Source organism: Flavobacterium plurextorum, assembly GCF_024638035.1.
Taxonomy (GTDB): domain Bacteria; phylum Bacteroidota; class Bacteroidia; order Flavobacteriales; family Flavobacteriaceae; genus Flavobacterium; species Flavobacterium plurextorum.
In genome coordinates, this window is the sequence record NZ_CP100442.1 from 1,092,694 (window position 1) to 1,110,886 (window position 18,193).

At 33.8% G+C, this 18,193-nt stretch carries 19 protein-coding genes; 1 reads left to right on the forward strand and 18 read right to left on the reverse strand.

The features are described 5' to 3' along the window. Positions 1 to 48: 48 nt before the first annotated feature. The 16 genes from NLG42_RS05070 to flxA form a co-directional block, all read right to left on the reverse strand. Positions 49 to 564: a hypothetical protein gene (locus NLG42_RS05070; protein ID WP_257683161.1), complete on the reverse strand. Its 516-nt coding sequence runs from the start codon at positions 562 to 564 to the stop codon at positions 49 to 51. A gap of 4 nt (positions 565 to 568) precedes the next feature. Next, entirely contained in the window at positions 569 to 1,018 is a 450-nt protein-coding gene (locus NLG42_RS05075) for an acyl-CoA thioesterase (protein WP_089058884.1), read from the reverse strand. Continuing rightward, positions 993 to 2,273, reverse strand: coding sequence for an ABC transporter permease (locus NLG42_RS05080; RefSeq protein WP_257683162.1), 1,281 nt, complete (start codon positions 2,271 to 2,273; stop codon positions 993 to 995). Before NLG42_RS05080 ends, NLG42_RS05075 begins: the two co-directional genes overlap by 26 nt. Further along, positions 2,263 to 3,015, reverse strand: a complete 753-nt coding sequence (locus NLG42_RS05085; protein ID WP_089058885.1) for an ABC transporter ATP-binding protein — start codon at positions 3,013 to 3,015, stop codon at positions 2,263 to 2,265. The genes NLG42_RS05080 and NLG42_RS05085 overlap by 11 nt, the downstream gene beginning before the upstream one ends. A gap of 6 nt (positions 3,016 to 3,021) precedes the next feature. Beyond that, positions 3,022 to 4,020 carry a BtrH-related acyltransferase DarH gene (gene darH / locus NLG42_RS05090; RefSeq protein WP_257683163.1) on the reverse strand — a complete coding sequence of 333 codons (999 nt, stop codon included), beginning with the start codon at positions 4,018 to 4,020 and terminating at the stop codon, positions 3,022 to 3,024. Beyond that, positions 4,020 to 4,424 carry a flexirubin biosynthesis protein DarG gene (gene DarG / locus NLG42_RS05095; RefSeq protein WP_089058887.1) on the reverse strand — a complete coding sequence of 135 codons (405 nt, stop codon included), beginning with the start codon at positions 4,422 to 4,424 and terminating at the stop codon, positions 4,020 to 4,022. Before DarG ends, darH begins: the two co-directional genes overlap by 1 nt. Before the next feature lie 24 nt (positions 4,425 to 4,448). Then, entirely contained in the window at positions 4,449 to 4,913 is a 465-nt protein-coding gene (locus NLG42_RS05100) for a hotdog family protein (protein WP_244281435.1), read from the reverse strand. 8 nt (positions 4,914 to 4,921) lie between these two features. Next, entirely contained in the window at positions 4,922 to 5,353 is a 432-nt protein-coding gene (locus NLG42_RS05105; protein WP_089058888.1) for a hotdog family protein, read from the reverse strand. Next, entirely contained in the window at positions 5,353 to 6,486 is a 1,134-nt protein-coding gene (gene darB, locus NLG42_RS05110; protein WP_257683164.1) for a dialkylresorcinol biosynthesis protein DarB, read from the reverse strand. The genes NLG42_RS05105 and darB overlap by 1 nt, the downstream gene beginning before the upstream one ends. Positions 6,487 to 6,502: 16 nt before the next feature. Then, positions 6,503 to 7,405: a dialkylrecorsinol condensing enzyme DarA gene (locus NLG42_RS05115; RefSeq protein WP_257683165.1), complete on the reverse strand. Its 903-nt coding sequence runs from the start codon at positions 7,403 to 7,405 to the stop codon at positions 6,503 to 6,505. 278 nt (positions 7,406 to 7,683) lie between these two features. Beyond that, positions 7,684 to 8,562 (reverse strand): LpxL/LpxP family acyltransferase, encoded by an 879-nt coding sequence (locus NLG42_RS05120; RefSeq protein WP_089058891.1) that lies wholly within the window; start codon positions 8,560 to 8,562, stop codon positions 7,684 to 7,686. Then, complete coding sequence (locus NLG42_RS05125) at positions 8,562 to 8,816, reverse strand: acyl carrier protein (protein ID WP_089058892.1); 255 nt, start codon at positions 8,814 to 8,816, stop codon at positions 8,562 to 8,564. The genes NLG42_RS05120 and NLG42_RS05125 overlap by 1 nt, the downstream gene beginning before the upstream one ends. After that, on the reverse strand, positions 8,809 to 10,044 hold the full coding sequence (locus NLG42_RS05130) for a beta-ketoacyl-[acyl-carrier-protein] synthase family protein (RefSeq protein ID WP_257683166.1): 1,236 nt from the start codon (positions 10,042 to 10,044) through the stop codon (positions 8,809 to 8,811). Before NLG42_RS05130 ends, NLG42_RS05125 begins: the two co-directional genes overlap by 8 nt. Before the next feature lie 184 nt (positions 10,045 to 10,228). Then, complete coding sequence (gene flxB / locus NLG42_RS05135; RefSeq protein WP_089058894.1) at positions 10,229 to 10,960, reverse strand: flexirubin biosynthesis SDR family reductase FlxB; 732 nt, start codon at positions 10,958 to 10,960, stop codon at positions 10,229 to 10,231. Between the two features lie 9 nt (positions 10,961 to 10,969). Further along, the gene (locus tag NLG42_RS05140; protein ID WP_089058895.1) at positions 10,970 to 12,196 is read right to left on the reverse strand and encodes a WG repeat-containing protein; all 1,227 of its coding nucleotides are present in this window, start codon (positions 12,194 to 12,196) and stop codon (positions 10,970 to 10,972) included. 37 nt (positions 12,197 to 12,233) lie between these two features. Further along, on the reverse strand, positions 12,234 to 13,754 hold the full coding sequence (gene flxA, locus NLG42_RS05145) for a flexirubin biosynthesis tyrosine ammonia-lyase FlxA (RefSeq protein WP_257683167.1): 1,521 nt from the start codon (positions 13,752 to 13,754) through the stop codon (positions 12,234 to 12,236). A gap of 101 nt (positions 13,755 to 13,855) precedes the next feature. Between flxA and NLG42_RS05150 the strand changes: the two genes are divergently transcribed. Further along, positions 13,856 to 15,106, forward strand: coding sequence for an NAD(P)/FAD-dependent oxidoreductase (locus tag NLG42_RS05150; protein WP_257683168.1), 1,251 nt, complete (start codon positions 13,856 to 13,858; stop codon positions 15,104 to 15,106). Between the two features lie 99 nt (positions 15,107 to 15,205). On the opposite strand, the gene NLG42_RS05155 is transcribed toward NLG42_RS05150, so the two are convergent. After that, positions 15,206 to 16,891, reverse strand: a complete 1,686-nt coding sequence (locus tag NLG42_RS05155) for a sodium/sugar symporter (RefSeq protein WP_089053601.1) — start codon at positions 16,889 to 16,891, stop codon at positions 15,206 to 15,208. Between the two features lie 238 nt (positions 16,892 to 17,129). After that, on the reverse strand, positions 17,130 to 18,179 hold the full coding sequence (locus NLG42_RS05160) for a UDP-glucose--hexose-1-phosphate uridylyltransferase (RefSeq protein ID WP_089058898.1): 1,050 nt from the start codon (positions 18,177 to 18,179) through the stop codon (positions 17,130 to 17,132). Between the last annotated feature and the right edge of the window lie 14 nt (positions 18,180 to 18,193).

The window sequence follows — 18,193 nt, forward strand, 5'->3', positions numbered from 1 at the left end:
TAAAAAAAGGGATATAATTTTTAATGCTTTTTCTAGTATTAATAATTACTATTCATATTGATAATGTCTAGAGTCAAAGAATTTCCATTTGTATTTTTCGTGACCCAATTTTATGACTGAATTTTCAATAAGCTTATTTTCTATTTCGTTAAAATTAAAATATAAGAATTGCGGCAGTTCTAATTTCTTACCGTTCTTTAAATACAATATGATTGATTTAAAATTCCAAACTTTTATAGGATATATTGAAGTACTAAAGCCTTTTATTTGATCTGTTTTAAGTAGTTCTTTTTTATCCGAAAAAATAGAAATTTTAAATATATTACCTTCTTCTAACTCGAAATTGTATGATTGTTTACAAATAATAACAACAAAATGATAGGTTAAGTACATCAATATGAAGTTGAATAGTACAAGCTGTAAAACTTCATTTGAGTAACTTTGTAATTTCAGTTTTTCAATGATTAAATACATTAAAAAGATAGAAAGCGTTCCGAAAAAAAGCATCAAAATAAATCTTCCAACAAGAATTAAATAATTGAATCGAGTTTTAAACAACTTCATTTTTTTACTTTAATAACCCAACTTTCCTTTTCCATTCCTCGTAAAAAGGAGGATTTGTCAGCATTAGATTTCCTTCTTTATCCAAAAAAACCTGAACGGTTTCGCCAGTGCAGGCTATTTCACCTTTAGCATCAATAATTTTAAAACGATAAATCATTTTAGCGGCAGGTGTATCAACAACTGTTGTTTCAATTGTTACGACATCGCCGTAGCGTAAAGACAATTTATGTTCACATTTTGATTTTACAATTGGAGTTGTGTAACCCGTTTTTGCAATATCTAAATAAGTTAGTCCGTGTTCGCGACCAAACGCTTCACGTCCATCTTCAAAATACGTGATATAATTACCGTGCCAAACGATACCAAGCGGATCAGTTTCGTTAAAACGAATTCTGATTTCGTGAGAAACGGTTAAATCTGTGGCTTCGTTAAACTGTTCTTTTCTTTTTGTCATAAAATAAGGCAATGGATGTTGTGATAATAAAGAACAAAAATAACAAACTTATTTTTGGGATGATTTCCAGGAATGAAACGCTGCGCAATAAAACATCATAAAAAGCTTCTAATCCCCAGTTCATAGGTGATGATTTGGCAATGATCTGCATGATTTTCGGCATAGCAAAAACCGGAACCCAAACACCGCCAATTGCAGCGAGAATAATAACGCTTGTTGCTCCAAAAGGAGCTGATTGTTCTTGTGTACTGGCAACGGTTCCTAATAAAATTCCGAATCCAATGGCGGCGAAACCTGAAAATAAAGCAACGACACTCATTAATGCTAGATGTCCTTCGATGTTTAAAGAAGGTAATCCGATGGATGGAAATAAAAATACGGCAACGGCAACCATCATATAAAACTGAATCATACAGATGATCGAGTAGGTAATGGTTTTTCCGATTATCACAACCAAATTAGAAACAGGATTGGTTCTTAATCGAACGAAAGTTCCCTGCGATTTTTCTTTTACAATATTTATAGATAACGGAATTACAATAAAAAATATCGCAAAAAGTGTCCACGCTGGAACGTTATGCTGTACAGAATTTGGACGAACTTCTTTGTTGTTTATTCTTGGAATTATTTCTTTGAAAGAAATGAAACTTTTTTGCTCAAAGTCGGCATTTCCTCCTAATTGATTTTGGAAAGTGGTGTAAATAGATTTGGTTTCGATTTGCGAAATCATTTTGTCGATCGAACTCATGACCGCATTTTTAAAACTCATTTGAACCGCTGGATCAAAATACAGTTTTACTTCTTTTTCTTTTATTATTCGTTTAGGTTCACTGGCTGCAGTGCTATCAGTCATGCCTAAACTGCTCACAATTTTCTCTACATTTTGATCTACTTTGGCTTGTAAATCAGAACTCAAATCTTTCGGAATTACAATAGCCAATTGAAATTTCCCCTTGTAAACATTTTCTCTGGCAATATCTTCGGTAATTGTTTTATTGTCGATTTGTGTAACAACGCTGAATAAATCGCTTTTTTCTAAATTGTCAAAAACGGTTTTTGATACTGAACCTTTATCATTATCGACTAATAAAATGGGGATTTTAGAATCGCTGACTTTTTTAAAAGTACTGTCCTGAATTAATGTAACGGTAATGACCAAAACTAATGGCATTATAAATAGAATAATCAACCCGCCTAAATCTCGTTTAAGGAGTAAAAATTCTTTTACGACTGACATCCATATTTTATATATCATCTCTCAAGTCTTTACCGGTTAATGAAATAAAAACGTCTTCGAGATTTCGGGCATCTTTTGTCGATTCAATTAAAATTGAAGGTGTATTTTGTGCGTAAATTTGACCTTGGTCTAAAATAGCAATGTTGCTGCAAAAATCTTCGGCTTCAGCCAAATGATGTGAAGTATAAATGATAGTTGTTCCGTTTTGGTTCAACACTTTCAAATATTCTATAATAGCATTTTTAGAATGAACATCAACTCCAACGGTTGGTTCGTCTAGAAATAAAACTTTTGGTTTATGCAAAATTCCGGCAATTAAATTGACACGGCGTTTCATTCCGCCAGAGAAAGTTTCAACTCGTTTATCGGCAAATTTTAACAAACCCAAAAGGTCTAAAGTTTCGATTACTTTATCTTTTAAATCAGAACCTTTTAAACCATACATACTTCCAAAGTAATGAAGATTTTCTCTTGCCGTAAGAGTAGGATATAAGGCATATTCCTGAGGAACAACGCCTATAATCTTTTTAATTTTTGAAGAATGATTGGCATAGTTTAAACCATCAATTGTAAAATGTCCCGAAGTTGGTTTTACTAATCCGCAAAGCATTGAAATTAAGGTTGTTTTTCCGGCGCCGTTTGGACCTAGTAAACCAAAAATTTCACCTTCATTTATAGCCAGCGAAACATTGTTCAAAGAATACTGGTCGGCATCTTTGTACTTTTTCGAAAGGGATTCTATTTTAATTATAGATTGCAAAATATCTTAGCTGATGGCTTTTTTTAGTTTTTTGAAAAAGATTTCTTCTCTATTGGCAATGTCTAGAAGTTCGTTGGCAATAGTATTGTAAGCGTCTTCTTTGGCACTTCTATTTTTATAAATTCGTGAGGCTTCAACAGCGAAATCGCGCCATGAATCGCCAATTTTTGTCATTTCTTTAGAAAGCGTTTTAAGTTCTTCATTGTTTAAAATAACTGAAGCTTCTTGTAAAAATGCCGCATAAATAAAACGAAAACCTCCGCCGCCGGTTCCAATTTCTTCCTGCATACGAACCATTTGCGCCAAGTAATGATTGGCTTTTTTGGTACCGTGTTTTACAGGCCATTTTCGTATTTGCTTAGATACGAATTTGATTCCGCGAACACCCACAATTGGCATTGGCGCAAGCATATCTCTGCAAGTGTTTTTTATTCCTTTAATGATGGCGCTTTTTAAATCGACTTCATTTGGAATTTGAATTGGATAATACATTTGTCCGCGGGGCGCAAAAGCTCCTTTTGCAAAACGTACTTTATCTAATTCATCATGCGTTAAAGTGGTTACAGTTTCCATAACAGGATCGCTGATCAAATAGTCTTTATCGGTTTTTCCGTAAACAACTAAATTATGTGCATTGAAATGAAAACGGTATTCGTCAGGGAAATAACTTAAATTATAAACGCCGACTTGTAAGCCGGTTGGAATATTATTTTTTAAATTTTCGTCAAGTGCTTTATTTGCATTTAGAGTTGATGAAAATTTTTGTCTCTTAATTTTAAGATTTAAACGGGTTGCGACTTTATTAAAAATTTGTCCCGGTAAAGTTCTATAGCTGATTGCGGGTGCGTAATTGACTTTTATAAAAGGTAAATACACAAAGAAAAGCCCCGAACCGATACCAAAAACCATTGGTTCGCTTATGTTGAGTCCGTTGTTTTTTAACAGATTCGATGCTACTCCATTTTCACAGTGAGCAGATTGGTGATGTGTAAAAGTGACTTGCATTAATCTGTTTTAAAGTTTTTTAATTCGGATACTGAAATACTAAAAGCATCAGCATATTTTTTCAAAATAGAATCGCTTAATTTGGCAAAAACAGCAGGTTTAAAATGTCTTTTTACGCGCCATTTCCACATTCCTACGTAGCTTGACAAAATGGTGAGATCCATTTTATTAAGTTCCATATAGTAAGAAATCGGACTTACTTCGCCAGATTTAACTTGTTGTTTTGCTTCAGCAATACGTTCGTTTATTTCGTCGATAGAATTTGATAATGCAATTGTTTTGGGTTCCCAGCCTGTACTTAAGGTTGTGGTATAATCGCCGTTTTCATCAGTGGCGTATAAAAGCTCTTTAACGTTGTTTTTTGTTAAGTTGCTTTTATCTTGTGGTACATTTTCTTTTTCCATGACATTTATCGTTTCTATTGGGATTTATTCTGGAACCGAAATTGTTTTTTGAATGAATAAATTAATTTCGCATTCTAAGAGTATCTGGTCTTCGACAGAACTTTGACAGCTCATTGTGCATAAAGTATAATCGTCGCCGGCAAATTTCGAAATTAAATTTGCTCTGGTAATTATAGTGTCGCCGGCTTTTGGCAGTGAATGAATTTTGGCGTTTTTTAAAGCGCTGATAAATCCAATTACATTTACGTTTTCATTTTCTGTTCCGTCCTCTTCAAAAAAATACTTTTTCCCAACAATTGCGGAGCAGGTTTGTGCTGTATTTTCAATTAAACCAGCTTCAATAAAAATGTTATTGGCAACAAAAATATTGTCTTCTTTTATCAAAAAAGTGGTTTCTACAAAGTTGGCATCTATATCCAAAATCAAATCTACCATAAGCATTGGTGCTCGGTGCGGTAAATAATTTTGTATGTCAACTCCAGTATTCAATTTTTATATTATTTAGCTAAAACGGTTTTCATTTGCCCGTTTGCAATTTCTTCATTATTTAATTTGGTAACAATATTCACTAAAGTGATACCGGCAAATTCTTGTAAAATGGTAACTTCAGATTGAATTGAATCGTTAATTTCAGGCAGTTTTTTAATTTCAATTTCTTTAATTGAACCAATATATCCAGTTGGTGCAGTTTCGTTTCTTAAAAAAAACTGATAACCGGTATGCAAGGCAACAGATTGCGCCATGTGTTCAATTAAACCAGCTTCTAGAAAAATATTGTTTTCGGTAAAAATGTTATCGTTCTGTATTTTTAAACCCGAAATCAAAGAAGTTTCTGTATAGGAATACATAGCATCAACCATTACAAAAGGAAACTTTTGAGGCAATAAATTTTCTACCGTTTCTTTTTCTAAAAGTATGATTGTTTCCATTAGCAAACGGTTAAATAAGCGTAGGCAAACGAGAATCTTCCGCTTTCTGGAACTGATAAAAGAATTTTGTCTCCTTTTTTCAAGTTACCGGAATTCATTAATTCTTCTAAAGCTAAATATATTGAGGCAGAACCTACGTTACCAACTCGAGAAAGATTCATGAACCATTTATCATCACTCATTCCGATACCTCTTTCATTTAATCCTTTTTTTAATCCTTCAACAAAAAAGTTAGAAGAAACGTGAGGAATAAAATAAGTAATATCGTCAGATTTAATATTGTTTTTATCCATGGCATCTTTCATACTTTCTGCACCTTTAGAAAGGATAAACTCGTCCAATAATTTGACATCTTGTTTGATGGCAAAAACAGATTCGTTCAACCATTGTTCTGGTGCGTAATCACTCCATGATTTGATTTCGCCGTTTTCTAGTTTATCACCTCCTGCATACATGCATGTTTCTAGTTCGTATGCATACGAAAAGGCTTCCATCCATTCTATTTTTAAAGAAATTGGACCTCTTGGTTTATTTTCTAATAAAAAAGCGCCGGCACCGTCAGAAAGCATCCATCTTAAAAAGTCTTTTTTGAAAGCAATAATAGGCTGTTCTTCTAGATTTTTTAAGTTTTCGGCTTCGTGATTGTATTTTTGAGCATTCAGCCAGGTAGAAACTTTTTCTGATCCTGTACAGATTGCGTTTTTTGAATTTCCAGATTTTATAGAAAGAAAACCGAATTTTAATGAATTCATTCCGGCACAGCAAACTCCTGTTGAAGAGTTTAGTTCTACCGATTTGTTTTTTAAGAGACCATGAACCATCGCAGCGTGCGAAGGCAGGAAAATATCAGGAGTTGAGGTTCCGCACGAAAGTACTTCTAAATCCTGAGATGTAAAGTTTTCGTCGAACAGCGGTAAAATAGCATTTCGTGTTAATTCGGCATTACTGTGTGTGCTTTTTCCTGTTTTATCAACAGCGTAATAACGGCTTATAATTTTGTTGTTGCGCAAAATAATACGTCTTGCTTTTGATGCAGTATCGTTGATAAGGCCTAAATAGGCTTCCATTTCATCATTCGAAACAGCTTCATTTGGCAAATATTTTGCAGCTTTGGTGATATATACTTCAAACATAATCTAATTTAGTATGCTAAACTCCTTGATAATATTGAGTTTCTCTTTTTATGGTTTTTAACTTAAATGGGTAGGAAATAAGGTGCAATATATACACTATTGGCGAGATTAACCAAATCGCAAGGAATAAATAAACATTAAATACTTTTAGAAGCTGTTTTCGGTTTTTTTGATTTTTATAAATGAGGTTTGACCATTTATTAAAAATTTTATTAGCTGTTTTGTCTACAGTCACTAAATAAGGACTGATTTTTACGGCGCCGTTTGCGACTAATTTTGGTTGTAGATCACTCAAACTGTTCGCTTTTAGATCTGTAAGTATTATTTCTCCAAACTTTGGAGATTCCTGAATGTCTTTTTCTGAAACTCCTGGAAGTGGAAAAATACCTAAATATTTCTTCTTAACACCAGAGAACATCCATTCTACGATTGTGATAACGCTTATTAAGTTTCCTACACGATCTACAAGAGCAACGTTTCCTACTAATTGTGCATTGGCTTCTTTAAGCAGGGTTTTGATTTTTTCCTGCGCCATTATCCACATATTTCGTGAACCGCTGATTGTAATTACGGGTGTGTTGTTTAGAATTTTTTTTGCTTCCTCGCTTTTCAAGAAAGAGTTAATTGGAATGGAAGGCGATAAATACCAAACTTGATAATTGAAAAGCACCAAGTCAAATTTTGTATTTAAAATATCTTCCGGAACAGGCTTTAGAGCGGTTGGAATTTGTAAAAATGATTCGGGAAAAGCATCAAAAAAAGCATCTTTACTCCAAGGAAAAGGAAAAGGCTTTTCTAACTGTATTTGGTAAAAAGTTACATCTATTTCCTCTGAATCTAAAAATGGTTTTGCGATATTTTGCGCAATGTTTTCTAATTGTCCGGATTGAGTATAATAAATAACGAGAACTTTTTTCATTTGGGTTTATTGACTATGGTTGCGAACAAAAATAAGTAAATTTATTTAAACGAATTTTCTTGTTTAATGTTTCGTTTTATACGTTTTTTTGGATGTGAATTTATGGCGGGTTTTTAATCTCGCAGAACACTTTAAAGCACAGTTTGTCATTTCGACGAAGGAGAAATCTTCGCAAGTAGCTCCGTTTCTATAAGCCAATCTTTGTAGAGCTCCTCGTAGTAATTTCTCCTTCGTCGAAATGACAAAAATGAGAAAAAACTAGCGTGATTTTTTACAAATTATGGTAAATCATTCCAAAAATCAAAATAATTAAACCATTGAAGCGGATATTTTTTTAAGATATTTTCTACGCTGGTTACATATTCTTTCAAGAGTGCTTTTTCGTCACGATGTTTAACGGCAGCTTCTCTTGCATATAAATGATAATGCAGATTTGGCTCTTTCATAACATAAACAAATACAACGGGAACTTTTAATCTTGAAGCGATTAAAAATGGTCCGGCAGGAAAGCTGGTTTCTTTGCCTAAAATGTTTTCTGAAAGTGATTTTGTTCCTTCAAAGTAACGATCTCCCGTAAAGCAGACTAATTCATTATTGGCTAAAGCGGCATTAATCTCAAAAATATGAGACAAATCTTCTTTGATGATGATGAATTTTACGGTTGGTTTTTGAGTAACGCTTGCTAAATAATTTTTAATAGCAGAATGTTCTAAGTCTGTTGTAACTAAATTAATTTGAAAATTAAGATCGATGTCGCCTAGAAAATGCTCTGCAATTTCAAAATTTCCAACATGCGCGCTGATTAAAACACCTCCTTTTTTTTCGGCTAAGAGTTTTTTCAGCGTTTCGATTCCGTCAAATTCATAGGTGAATTTGTTTCGCATTCCTGCCGAAATGGAAATTTTATCAATGATGGTTTGTCCAAAAGTATAGTAACTTTTGAAAACCATTTTTTTTGATTTGAAATAAGAATAGTTGAGTCTTTCTTTAAAGTAATAAAAAATAGCTCGATTACTTTTTCTTAAAAACAGAAAGTAATAAGAGGCAACAAAATAAAGCAGGACATAAGCAGACTTTATACCCGCTTTTTGTATTAAAAAAACGAATATTCTATAGCCTAAAACAGTTCCTTTTGATTTGCCATCCCATTGACTCATTAAGCTGTTTTGGCTTTTAATTTGGTTTCAATAAGGTCGTAGAAACTTTGAAAATCAGAAATTCCAACAAAATCTGCCTCCACTAGTTTTACACCAAAGTTAGATTCTATCGAAACTACTAAATCAACATAATCCAGACTGTCTAACCCAAGTGTGTCTTTTAAATTAGCATTTGGTTCAATGTCGTCATTGTCAACTTCAAATTCATCAACTAAAAAACCATTAATTCTTGCTATAATCTCTTCTTTATTCATTGTTTAATTTAAACTTTTTAACCACCAACGCAGAGTTGGTTCCTCCGAAACCGAAAGAATTGGACAAAAATATGTCAAATTTTTTGTTTAACGTAGTTTTAACTAAATTTAATTTAGAAGCATCTTCATCAGGGTTGTCTAAATTGATGTTTGGCGCAATAAAATCGTGCTGCATCATTATGATAGAATAAATGACTTCACTGGCTCCAGCCATCCAGCATTCATGACCTGTCATTGATTTTGTAGAACTTACGTATGGGTTTTTCTCACCAAAAACTTCAAAGATAGCTTTTGCTTCATTGGCATCTCCAACGGGAGTAGAAGTTGCATGTGCATTTATATATTCAATGTCTGATGCTTTTAGTTTTGCATCGTCAAGAGCTCTTTGCATTGCTGTGGCAGGTCCTTCGACATTTGGAGTAGAAATATGTCCGCCGTTTGATGAAAAACCGTAACCCGAAACTTCGGCAATAATGTTTGCGCCGCGTGCAATCGCAGATTCATAACTTTCAAGAATTAAAGTTGCGCCGCCGCCGCTTGGAATTAATCCGTCGCGATCCTTGTCAAAAGGTCTAGAAGCTTTTTCGGGATCATTTTCTCTATTAGAAAAAACGCCTAATCCGTCAAAACTGCTCATCGCATATTTATTAATTTCTTGTGCGCCGCCGGTAATAATAATATCTTGAAAACCGCTTTTTATTAAAAAATACGCAAGTCCGATAGAATGCGAACCGCTCGCACAAGCTGCACTAACGGTTAAATTAATTCCTCGCAGTTTAAAAATCGTTGAAAGATTCATTGTAACGGTAGAATTCATGGATTTAAAAATTGCTCCAGAACCAATTAATGCAGTGTCTTTTTTCTCACGTACAATATCTGTAGCATCAATAACGGCTTTAGAAACGCTGTCATTTCCGTACATAATTCCAACCTCGCGATTCTCAAAAAAAGCATCGTCAATATTAGCATTTTTCAATGCTTCGATAGTCGCCATATAAGCATATTCGGTTTCTTCACCAATGCTCATACGTTGTCTTCGTGTCAGTAAATTTTTTAAATCAGCTTTCGGAACCATTCCTGTTAAGGCTGATTGAAAACCAAATTCTTTTCGGTCAGAATCAAATTGAATACCTGATTTTCCGTTATATAATGATTCCTTTACTTCATTTAAAGAAGTTCCGATACAAGAATAAATCCCCATTCCAGTAATTACAACTCTCTTATTCATCGTCTTTCAAAATAATTTTTATCCTTAAAGTGTCTTTTTAAACACATAGAAACATAGTATTTGTATCTCAAAAAAGGCGTTTCACTCCTTTGTAAAAACATAGCTGTCTATGTGAAAGAAATGTATTCTCTTCTGTATTCTTTTATTTACACATAAAATTTACGTTTCTATGTGTTTAAAAAAATTAAGAATATATTCCTCCGTTTATATTGATAATTTCTCCGGTAATATAACTCGATTTTTTAGAAATCAAAAAGCTTACCAAATCTGCGACTTCTTCGGCTTCGCCAAAACGATTTACCGGAATTAGCTTTAATAATTCTTTTTCGTCCAGCTCACTTGTCATGTCAGTTCTAATGAATCCCGGCGCAACAGCATTTACAGTAATGTTACGTTTTGCCACTTCTTGTGCCAATGCTTTTGTAGCGGCAACAATTGCACCTTTTGCTGCTGAATAATTGGTTTGTCCTGCTGTTCCTTTTACACCAGAAACGGAAACCATATTTACAATTCGACCATATTTATTACGGAGCATTTTTTGAATGAAAAACTGTGTTACATTAAAAAAACCGTTTAAACTTGTGTTTACAACACCGTTCCAGTCTTCGGGAGTCATCCACATAAAAAGACCATCTTTTGTAATTCCGGCATTATTTACAATAGCTTCTACAATAGCTTCAGGATTAGCTTCCTGCCATTTTGTTAAAACATCTTGTACTTGCTCAAAATTGGCAACATCAAAACCTAAGATTTCTCCTGTTGCTCCTAATTTTTGTATTTCCTGAAGTGTTGCTTCAGCAGCGGTTTTGTTTGAATGGTAATTGATCAAAATATGATACTTAGATTCAACGGCTAATTTTTTACAAATAGCACTTCCAATTCCTCTTGAACCGCCTGTTACTAATACACATTTCATAAGTGAAATTTATTTCTTTTTCTTAGCTGCTGGTTTCGGTGTCGATTTAGCAGCAGGTTTTGTTGTTTTTGTTTCTTGTTTTGGAGCTTCAACTGGAGCTGGTGCAGCCTGAGGTTTTTCAGCAGATTTTGAAAAAAGCTCAGCATTTTCAAACCATTGATTGCTCAATACTGTTCCGTCTGGTTTAAGAAAACCCCATTTTCCTTCATTTTTTACTCGTGCAACACCATCTATGAAACCTTTGTCTTGTTGGGTAAACATAGCAATAATTGCATTGGTAGTAATGCCATATTGAGTTGGAATAACTAGTTTTCCAGATTCATTAATAAATCCCCAATTGCTTTCTTTAACCGGAGCTAAACCATTTGCACTAAAAACTTCTGCATCGTTATAAGTAGGCTCAATTACAAATTCTGCTTTTGGATTAATGTATCCCCATTTTTTTCCAACTAGAACAGGCGCTAAATTTTTAGAAAAAGCTTTTCCTTTATCATATATAGGTAAAATGGTCCAGTTTCCTTTTAAGTCAATGTATCCAATTTTTCCATTCTTTTTAGCAAACGTCAAATCTTGAGTTTCAAAATCCCAAATTTTTTCGGCTCCATCAACTGGAATAAATTTACCAGCGCTTACAAGTCCAAAAGTTTTATCTTTTCTAGCCCAAGTTGTATTTTTAAAATAGTTTCCAATTTCGGCGTAAGCAGGCTCAACTAATTCTTTTCCTTCGGCATTTATGATTCCCCAATTTTTATTCAGTTCCACTCTTGCGAAACCATTTTCAAAAGGCTTGATCTGATCGTATTTTGGTTCTAAAATGACAGTCATTTTATTGTTGATCAATCCAACTTTATTGTTTTGTCTGATAAAAGCAACGCCATTATTAAAATCGAATAATTTATCTGACGCGGGATTTTTTTGAATTTCACCTTTTTTGTCAATATAAACCCATTGCTTATCTTTTTGTACTATAGCAATTCCGTTGTTAAAATCTTTAGCATCTTTAAAGTCAGCAGGAATTACCCATTCTCCTTTTGTATCAATAAACCCCCATTTTCCGCCATTTTCTACTGCGGCTAAACCTTCAGAGAAACTTTTGGCAGATTTATATTGAGGTTCAATTTTAAAAGATCCATCTTTGGAAATATATCCAATTTTTGAATTCTTTCTAACTAATGCCAATTCTTGACTATTAACAAATTGAAATACTAGCAACAAAAAAATAAGTGGTTTTTTCATGATTTTAAGATTCAATATTAATACTGTAAAACAAGATTTAATTGTTGATCAAATGATCTTTTACTTTTTGAACGAAAGGATACATCACTTGATCTTCCTTAAATGTTGGAATTATATTTCGAATTTCATCGTACCAATTTTTTGAAACAGATGAAATTTTATCTTTTTGTTCTAAATAATCAATTGCTTGAACGATGGTAATCATTTCGATAGCCAAAACTTCAAAAGCATTTTCAATAACTTTTGAGGTAATTACAGCAGCATTTGTTCCCATACTTACAATGTCTTGATTGTCATTGTTGTTCGGGATACTGTGAACGTACATTGGGTTTGATAACATTTGACTTTCGGCAGTTGTTGAGGTAGCAGTAAACTGAACGCCCTGCATTCCGAAATTAAATCCTAATGTTCCTAAATTTACAAAAGGAGGCAGCAGTTCGTTGATTTTTGAATTTAATAAATAATTCAATTGACGTTCTGCAAGCATCGTTAATTTTGTAATAACGATTTTCAGTTTATCCATTTCAAGCGAAATATAATCTCCGTGGAAATTTCCTCCGTGATAAACGTGTTTGTTTTTTACGTCGATAATTGGGTTATCGTTTGCCGAGTTAAATTCGTCTTCTAAAATTGAAGCAACGTTATTAATGGTTTCTAAAACCGGTCCAAGAATTTGAGGAACGCATCTTAATGAATAGTATTCCTGTACTTTTTCTTTGAAGATTTCTTCGGTATTTTCACCAGAATATAAGTGGTCTTCTCTTTTACGAATTAAAGTACTGTCTGAAAGATTTTGACGCATTTTCGCCGCCACTTCCTGTTGTCCTTTATGACGTTTTGTTTGGTTTAATTCTTCTGAGAAGTGATCGTCATAAGCTTGAACTAGTTCATTGATTGCACATGAAGATTTTAATGACCAATCTAATAATTTTTTAGCGTGATATACATTTACAACACCAATTCCGGTCATTACCGAAGTTCCGTTGATTAATGCTAAACCTTCTCTAATTTCTACTTGAATTGGTTTCAAGCCTTCAATTTCAAAAACTTCTGGAGTTGGTCTTCTTTCGCCTTTATAAAAAACTTCGCCTTCACCAATTAAAACTAAAGCTAAATGTGATAGCTGCACTAAGTCACCGCTGGCACCAACACCGCCGTGTTCGAAGATTAATGGCGTAATATCTCTATTAATAAGTTCAGACATTAGATTGATTACTGACGGATGAACGCCTGAGTTTCCTAATGAAAGCGTATTTAATCGTGCCAAAATTGCTGCTTTTGCGCAAATTGGACTTAAAGGTTTTCCGGTTCCAGATGAGTGGCTTCGGATTAAATTATATTGAAGCTGAATTTGATCAGATTCTTTAATTCTATATTGCGCCATTGGACCAAAGCCAGTGTTTACGCCGTAAATTACTTTGTTTCCAGAAAATTCTTTTAGGAAATTAAAGCTTTCATTTACTCGGTTAAGAACGACATCGCTGATTGCAACTTTATTATTTCCAAATATAATAGATTCGAATTCTGCTAAACTTAAATATTCATTAATTGTATTCATTAAATCGGTTTTGATTGTGCTAATTTAATTTTATTAATCAAAATAAATGTAGTTATTTTGATGATGGCAAATGTAAGGTAATAATTGATAATATTTTTATTATGACAAAGGAGTTTGTAGATGTTTTAGTGATAGGCGCCGGACCCTCTGGATGCGTATCGGCATCGTATCTTCATAAAAACAATGTTAAGGTAAAAGTTGTAGAAAAACAAAGGTTCCCGAGACTTGTTGTTGGCGAAAGCTTAATTCCTAGAGTAATGGATCATTTTGCTGAGGCAGAATTATTTGATGCTCTTGATGCAATGAATTTTGAAAAGAAGCTGGGAGCGCGTTTTATAAGAGGTGAAGAAATTTGTGTTTTTGATTTCAGCAAGAAATTTGGAGAAGGATGGGATTGGACCTGGCAGGTTCCGCGTGCTGATTTTGATAACACAATGACTCAGGAAGTCGTTCGTAAAGGTGTTGATCTAGAATTTGAAACTGAGGTTTTGGAAGTTTCTTTTGAAGGGAAAAATTCTAAAACTATTGTAAAAGATAAGGATGGGAATTTAAAAGAAATTCACGCGAAGTTTATTATCGATTCAAGTGGTTACGGACGCGTTTTACCAAGACTTTTAGATTTGGATACGCCTTCGAAATTAGATCCGCATTCTTCAATATTTACACACGTAAAAGATATTAATAGAGAGGAAGGTGAGGAAGGAACTCAAATTTCATTTGATATTCTAGAAACTCAAGTATGGCTTTGGGTAATTCCGTTTTCTAACGGAAACACGAGCTTAGGAGTTGTTGGCCCAACAGATTTTATAAATTCTCTTTCTGAAAATAAAGATAATGCTGAGGCTTTGAAAAATGCTATTCAGCTGTCAGACTTTTATATTAAAAGATTTCAAGGAACTGAATTTTTGTTTGAGCCTGTAAAATTGGAGAATTATTCGAGAGCTGTAAAAAGAATGTATGGCGACGGTTTTGCTTTAACAGGAAACAGTTCAGAATTTTTAGATCCTGTTTTCTCGTCAGGTGTAGCTTTTGCAACTGAATCTGGAATGCTGGCGGCAAAATTATATTTGAAAGAATCACAAGGAACTCCTGTTGATTGGGAAGTTGAGTTTACGCAATATATGAAACGAGGAATTGCAGTATTTACGACTTATGTACAAGAATGGTACACCGGAAATCTGCAGACTTTATTTTTTCATCAGCCGGAAAATCCTGAAGTAAAAGAAAAAATATGCGCTGTTTTGGCTGGTTATGTCTGGAACGAAGAAAATTCGTTTGTTAAAAAGCATGATCACGTAATTGCAAATATGGCATATTTGCTAAATATGCAAAAAGAACAAAGCTCGGAATAATCTGGTTTTTGGGTTATTCCTATTGTTGCGCTATAATAAAAAAGAGGATTCTAAATTTAGAATCCTCTTTTCTTTTAAATACTATTTTGTAAAACTCTACTACCAGAACTTCACATATAATGCTACAATAATCAATAATGTAATTACGATTAACACAGTAGTTTGTGGTTTAACTTTAAACATTTCAGAATCAATTTCAAATGCTTTAGGGTTTACTTTAGGTCCAGCAAAACTGATTGCAATCATTGCCAGCATTGTAAAGAAGAATGATAATCCCATACAAATATGGAACGGAATTTCGAATGCGCCTTTTCCATTAGAATAAGCAGTATATAATAAGGTTTCATTTCCGAAAAGCATTGGAGCATATTCATTGAATAAAACAGACAATACAAATCCTAAAATTACACCTACAATTGCTGCAGTTCCAGTTGTTCTTTTCCAGAACATTCCAAGGAAGAACATCGCAAAAACTCCAGGACTAATAAAGCCGGTATATTTTTGAATGTAAGTAAATCCACCAACACCGCCAATTCCTAATATGTCATTCCACGTAAATAATACGGCTAAAAGCATAGCAGCAAAAACAGCATATCTTCCGATATTTACTTGGTGTCTGTCACTTGCATTTTTTTGAATGTATTTTTTATGAACGTCTAAAGTATAGATTGTCGAAATACTATTTACTTTACCAGCTAATGATGCTACGATAGCAGCAGTTAATGCAGCAACAGATAATCCTTTTAAACCTGTTGGAAGGAAAGTTAACATCGCCGAGTAAGCTCCGTCTTTTCCGCCGATCAATTGTGGTAAACCACCATTTTGGTATAAAACATAAGCAGCAATACCAGGCAGCATAACGATAAGAGGCATTAATAATTTCAAGAATCCTGCAAATAAAATACCATTACGCGCAGTTTGTAAATCGGCACCTAAAGCTCTTTGTGTGATATATTGGTTACATCCCCAATAGTTAAGGTTGATAATCCAGATACCTGCTAAGTAAGACATTAAACCTGGGAAAGTTAAATATTTATCAATTTCAAGTTGAGATGAAGAAGCAGTAGGTCTGTCAATTATCATTTTGAAATGTTCAGGTGCTTTTTCCATTAATAGATTGAAACCTGCAAGAGCATCCTTTCCAAAACCAAAATGATCAGATACTACAGTCAAAGCAATATAAGTCGTAACTAAACCTCCAATGATTAAAACCGCTACCTGAATTACATCGGTATAAGCAACAACTTTCATTCCTCCTAAAGAGATAATTAATGCAAAAACAGCTAAGCCTATCATAATTGCATGAAGATATTCTCCGCCTGCAAGACCATTAATAGCAACTGCTCCTAAATATAGAATAGAAGTAAGGTTTACAAATACATATAAAAACAACCAAAAAACCGCCATGATTAAAGCCGTAGATTCATTGTAACGTGTTTTTAAGAACTGAGGCATCGTGTAAATCTTATTTTTAAGATATACTGGAATAAACCAAACTGCAACAATAATCAACGCAATAGCAGCAATCCATTCATAAGCAGCAACTGCGATTCCTAAAAAGAAACCTTCACCACTCATTCCGATAAATTGTTCAGCCGAAATGTTTGATGCAATTAATGAAGCTCCAATTGCCCACCATGTAAGTGTTCCTTCGGCAAGGAAGTAAGCCTTGGCATCGTGTTCGTTTTTTTCGCGTTTGCGATAAATCGTATATCCATAGATAGATACTACGAGAAAATAGATAATAAATACTGCATAATCTGCAATAGTGAGGTTCTGGTTCATTGATAATGGTATATTAGATAATTAGTATAGCGATTGTTTTTTGTGGTTTAATTTGTTTAAAAAATGAAAAATGTGTTTTTATTCTGTTATTTTTTTATTAAAACAAGAACGGAAGCCAAATTTAAAATAAAAAGTTATAAATCCATCATTGTAAATGTATTATTTACATTTATAAATAAATTATTATGTTAAATTTTCGATTCAGAACTTATTTTGCAAGAAAAATTCAGCCAAATTTTTATTTTGTTTTGTAATGAACGTCTGGTTGTTGTCTTAAAATTTCGGCACTTTTCTCTGGTGTAATGTCTCTTTGCGATTCTCCCATCATTTCGTAACCAACCATGAATTTTTTTACAGTTGCAGAACGAAGCAGCGGCGGATAAAAATGCATATGAAAATGCCATTCAGGATGATCTAAATTATCTGTTGGAGCTTGATGAATTCCTGAAGAGTAAGGGAACGATGTGCTGAATAAATTATCGTACTTAATAGTCAGCTGTTTTAAAATTTCGGCATAAGCAGTAACTTCTTCTGCATTAAAATCGGTGATTTTGCTAATAGGGTTTTTGCTTACAATCATAGTTTCATAAGGCCAGATTGCCCAAAACGGAACTAATGCAACAAAATGTTCGTTCTCGATTACTATTCGGCTTCCAACTCTTAATTCAGCCTTAACATAATCCTCAAGCAGTGTTCTTTGATTTTTGTCGTAATAAGACTTTAAGCTTTTGTGTGTTTTTTCAACCTGAGTCGGCAATGATGACTGTGCCCAGATTTGTCCATGAGGATGCGGGTTGCTGCACCCCATAATACTTCCTTTATTTTCAAAAATCTGAACGTGGTTAATGTATTTAATGCTTCCTAAATCAGCATATTCTTTCTGCCAAGTTTTAATAATGTTTTCAATATCGGCAACTTCCATTTCAGGAAGCGTTAAGTCGTGTCTTGGTGAAAAACAAACCACTCTCGAAATTCCTTGCTCAGGTTCTGCCTTAAAAAAGGTATGTTTAATATCTTCTTCAAAAATAATTTCATCTTGTTTTAAAGCGGCAAAATCATTGTCGAATACAAAACTGCTTTTGTACGCAGGATTGCTTACTCCGTTTGCACGAACATTTCCAGGACATAAATAACAAGTTGAATCGTGTTTAGGAAGTGTCTCAGTCGAAATGGTTTCGTTTTGACCCTGCCAAGGGCGTTTTGCACGATGAGGTGAAACTAAAACCCATTCATTGAGTAAAGGATTAAAACGTCTGTGAGGATCTTCGTTAATGTCAAAATTTTTCATTGTGTTGGTGTGGT

What these genes read in the sequence shown, in the direction of transcription:
- NLG42_RS05070 (WP_257683161.1), bottom strand. Translation starts at nt 564, where the DNA reads ATGAAGTTGTTTAAAACTCGATTCAATTATTTAATTCTTGTTGGAAGA.
- NLG42_RS05105 (WP_089058888.1), bottom strand. Translation starts at nt 5,353, where the DNA reads ATGGAAACAATCATACTTTTAGAAAAAGAAACGGTAGAAAATTTATTG.
- flxB (WP_089058894.1), bottom strand. Translation starts at nt 10,960, where the DNA reads ATGAAATGTGTATTAGTAACAGGCGGTTCAAGAGGAATTGGAAGTGCT.
- NLG42_RS05075 (WP_089058884.1), bottom strand. Translation starts at nt 1,018, where the DNA reads ATGACAAAAAGAAAAGAACAGTTTAACGAAGCCACAGATTTAACCGTT.
- NLG42_RS05120 (WP_089058891.1), bottom strand. Translation starts at nt 8,562, where the DNA reads ATGAGTCAATGGGATGGCAAATCAAAAGGAACTGTTTTAGGCTATAGA.
- NLG42_RS05130 (WP_257683166.1), bottom strand. Translation starts at nt 10,044, where the DNA reads ATGAATAAGAGAGTTGTAATTACTGGAATGGGGATTTATTCTTGTATC.
- NLG42_RS05080 (WP_257683162.1), bottom strand. Translation starts at nt 2,273, where the DNA reads ATGATATATAAAATATGGATGTCAGTCGTAAAAGAATTTTTACTCCTT.
- darB (WP_257683164.1), bottom strand. Translation starts at nt 6,486, where the DNA reads ATGTTTGAAGTATATATCACCAAAGCTGCAAAATATTTGCCAAATGAA.
- flxA (WP_257683167.1), bottom strand. Translation starts at nt 13,754, where the DNA reads ATGAATACAATTAATGAATATTTAAGTTTAGCAGAATTCGAATCTATT.
- NLG42_RS05140 (WP_089058895.1), bottom strand. Translation starts at nt 12,196, where the DNA reads ATGAAAAAACCACTTATTTTTTTGTTGCTAGTATTTCAATTTGTTAAT.
- DarG (WP_089058887.1), bottom strand. Translation starts at nt 4,424, where the DNA reads ATGGAAAAAGAAAATGTACCACAAGATAAAAGCAACTTAACAAAAAAC.
- NLG42_RS05115 (WP_257683165.1), bottom strand. Translation starts at nt 7,405, where the DNA reads ATGAAAAAAGTTCTCGTTATTTATTATACTCAATCCGGACAATTAGAA.
- NLG42_RS05160 (WP_089058898.1), bottom strand. Translation starts at nt 18,179, where the DNA reads ATGAAAAATTTTGACATTAACGAAGATCCTCACAGACGTTTTAATCCT.
- NLG42_RS05155 (WP_089053601.1), bottom strand. Translation starts at nt 16,891, where the DNA reads ATGAACCAGAACCTCACTATTGCAGATTATGCAGTATTTATTATCTAT.
- NLG42_RS05125 (WP_089058892.1), bottom strand. Translation starts at nt 8,816, where the DNA reads ATGAATAAAGAAGAGATTATAGCAAGAATTAATGGTTTTTTAGTTGAT.
- darH (WP_257683163.1), bottom strand. Translation starts at nt 4,020, where the DNA reads ATGCAAGTCACTTTTACACATCACCAATCTGCTCACTGTGAAAATGGA.
- NLG42_RS05150 (WP_257683168.1), top strand. Translation starts at nt 13,856, where the DNA reads ATGACAAAGGAGTTTGTAGATGTTTTAGTGATAGGCGCCGGACCCTCT.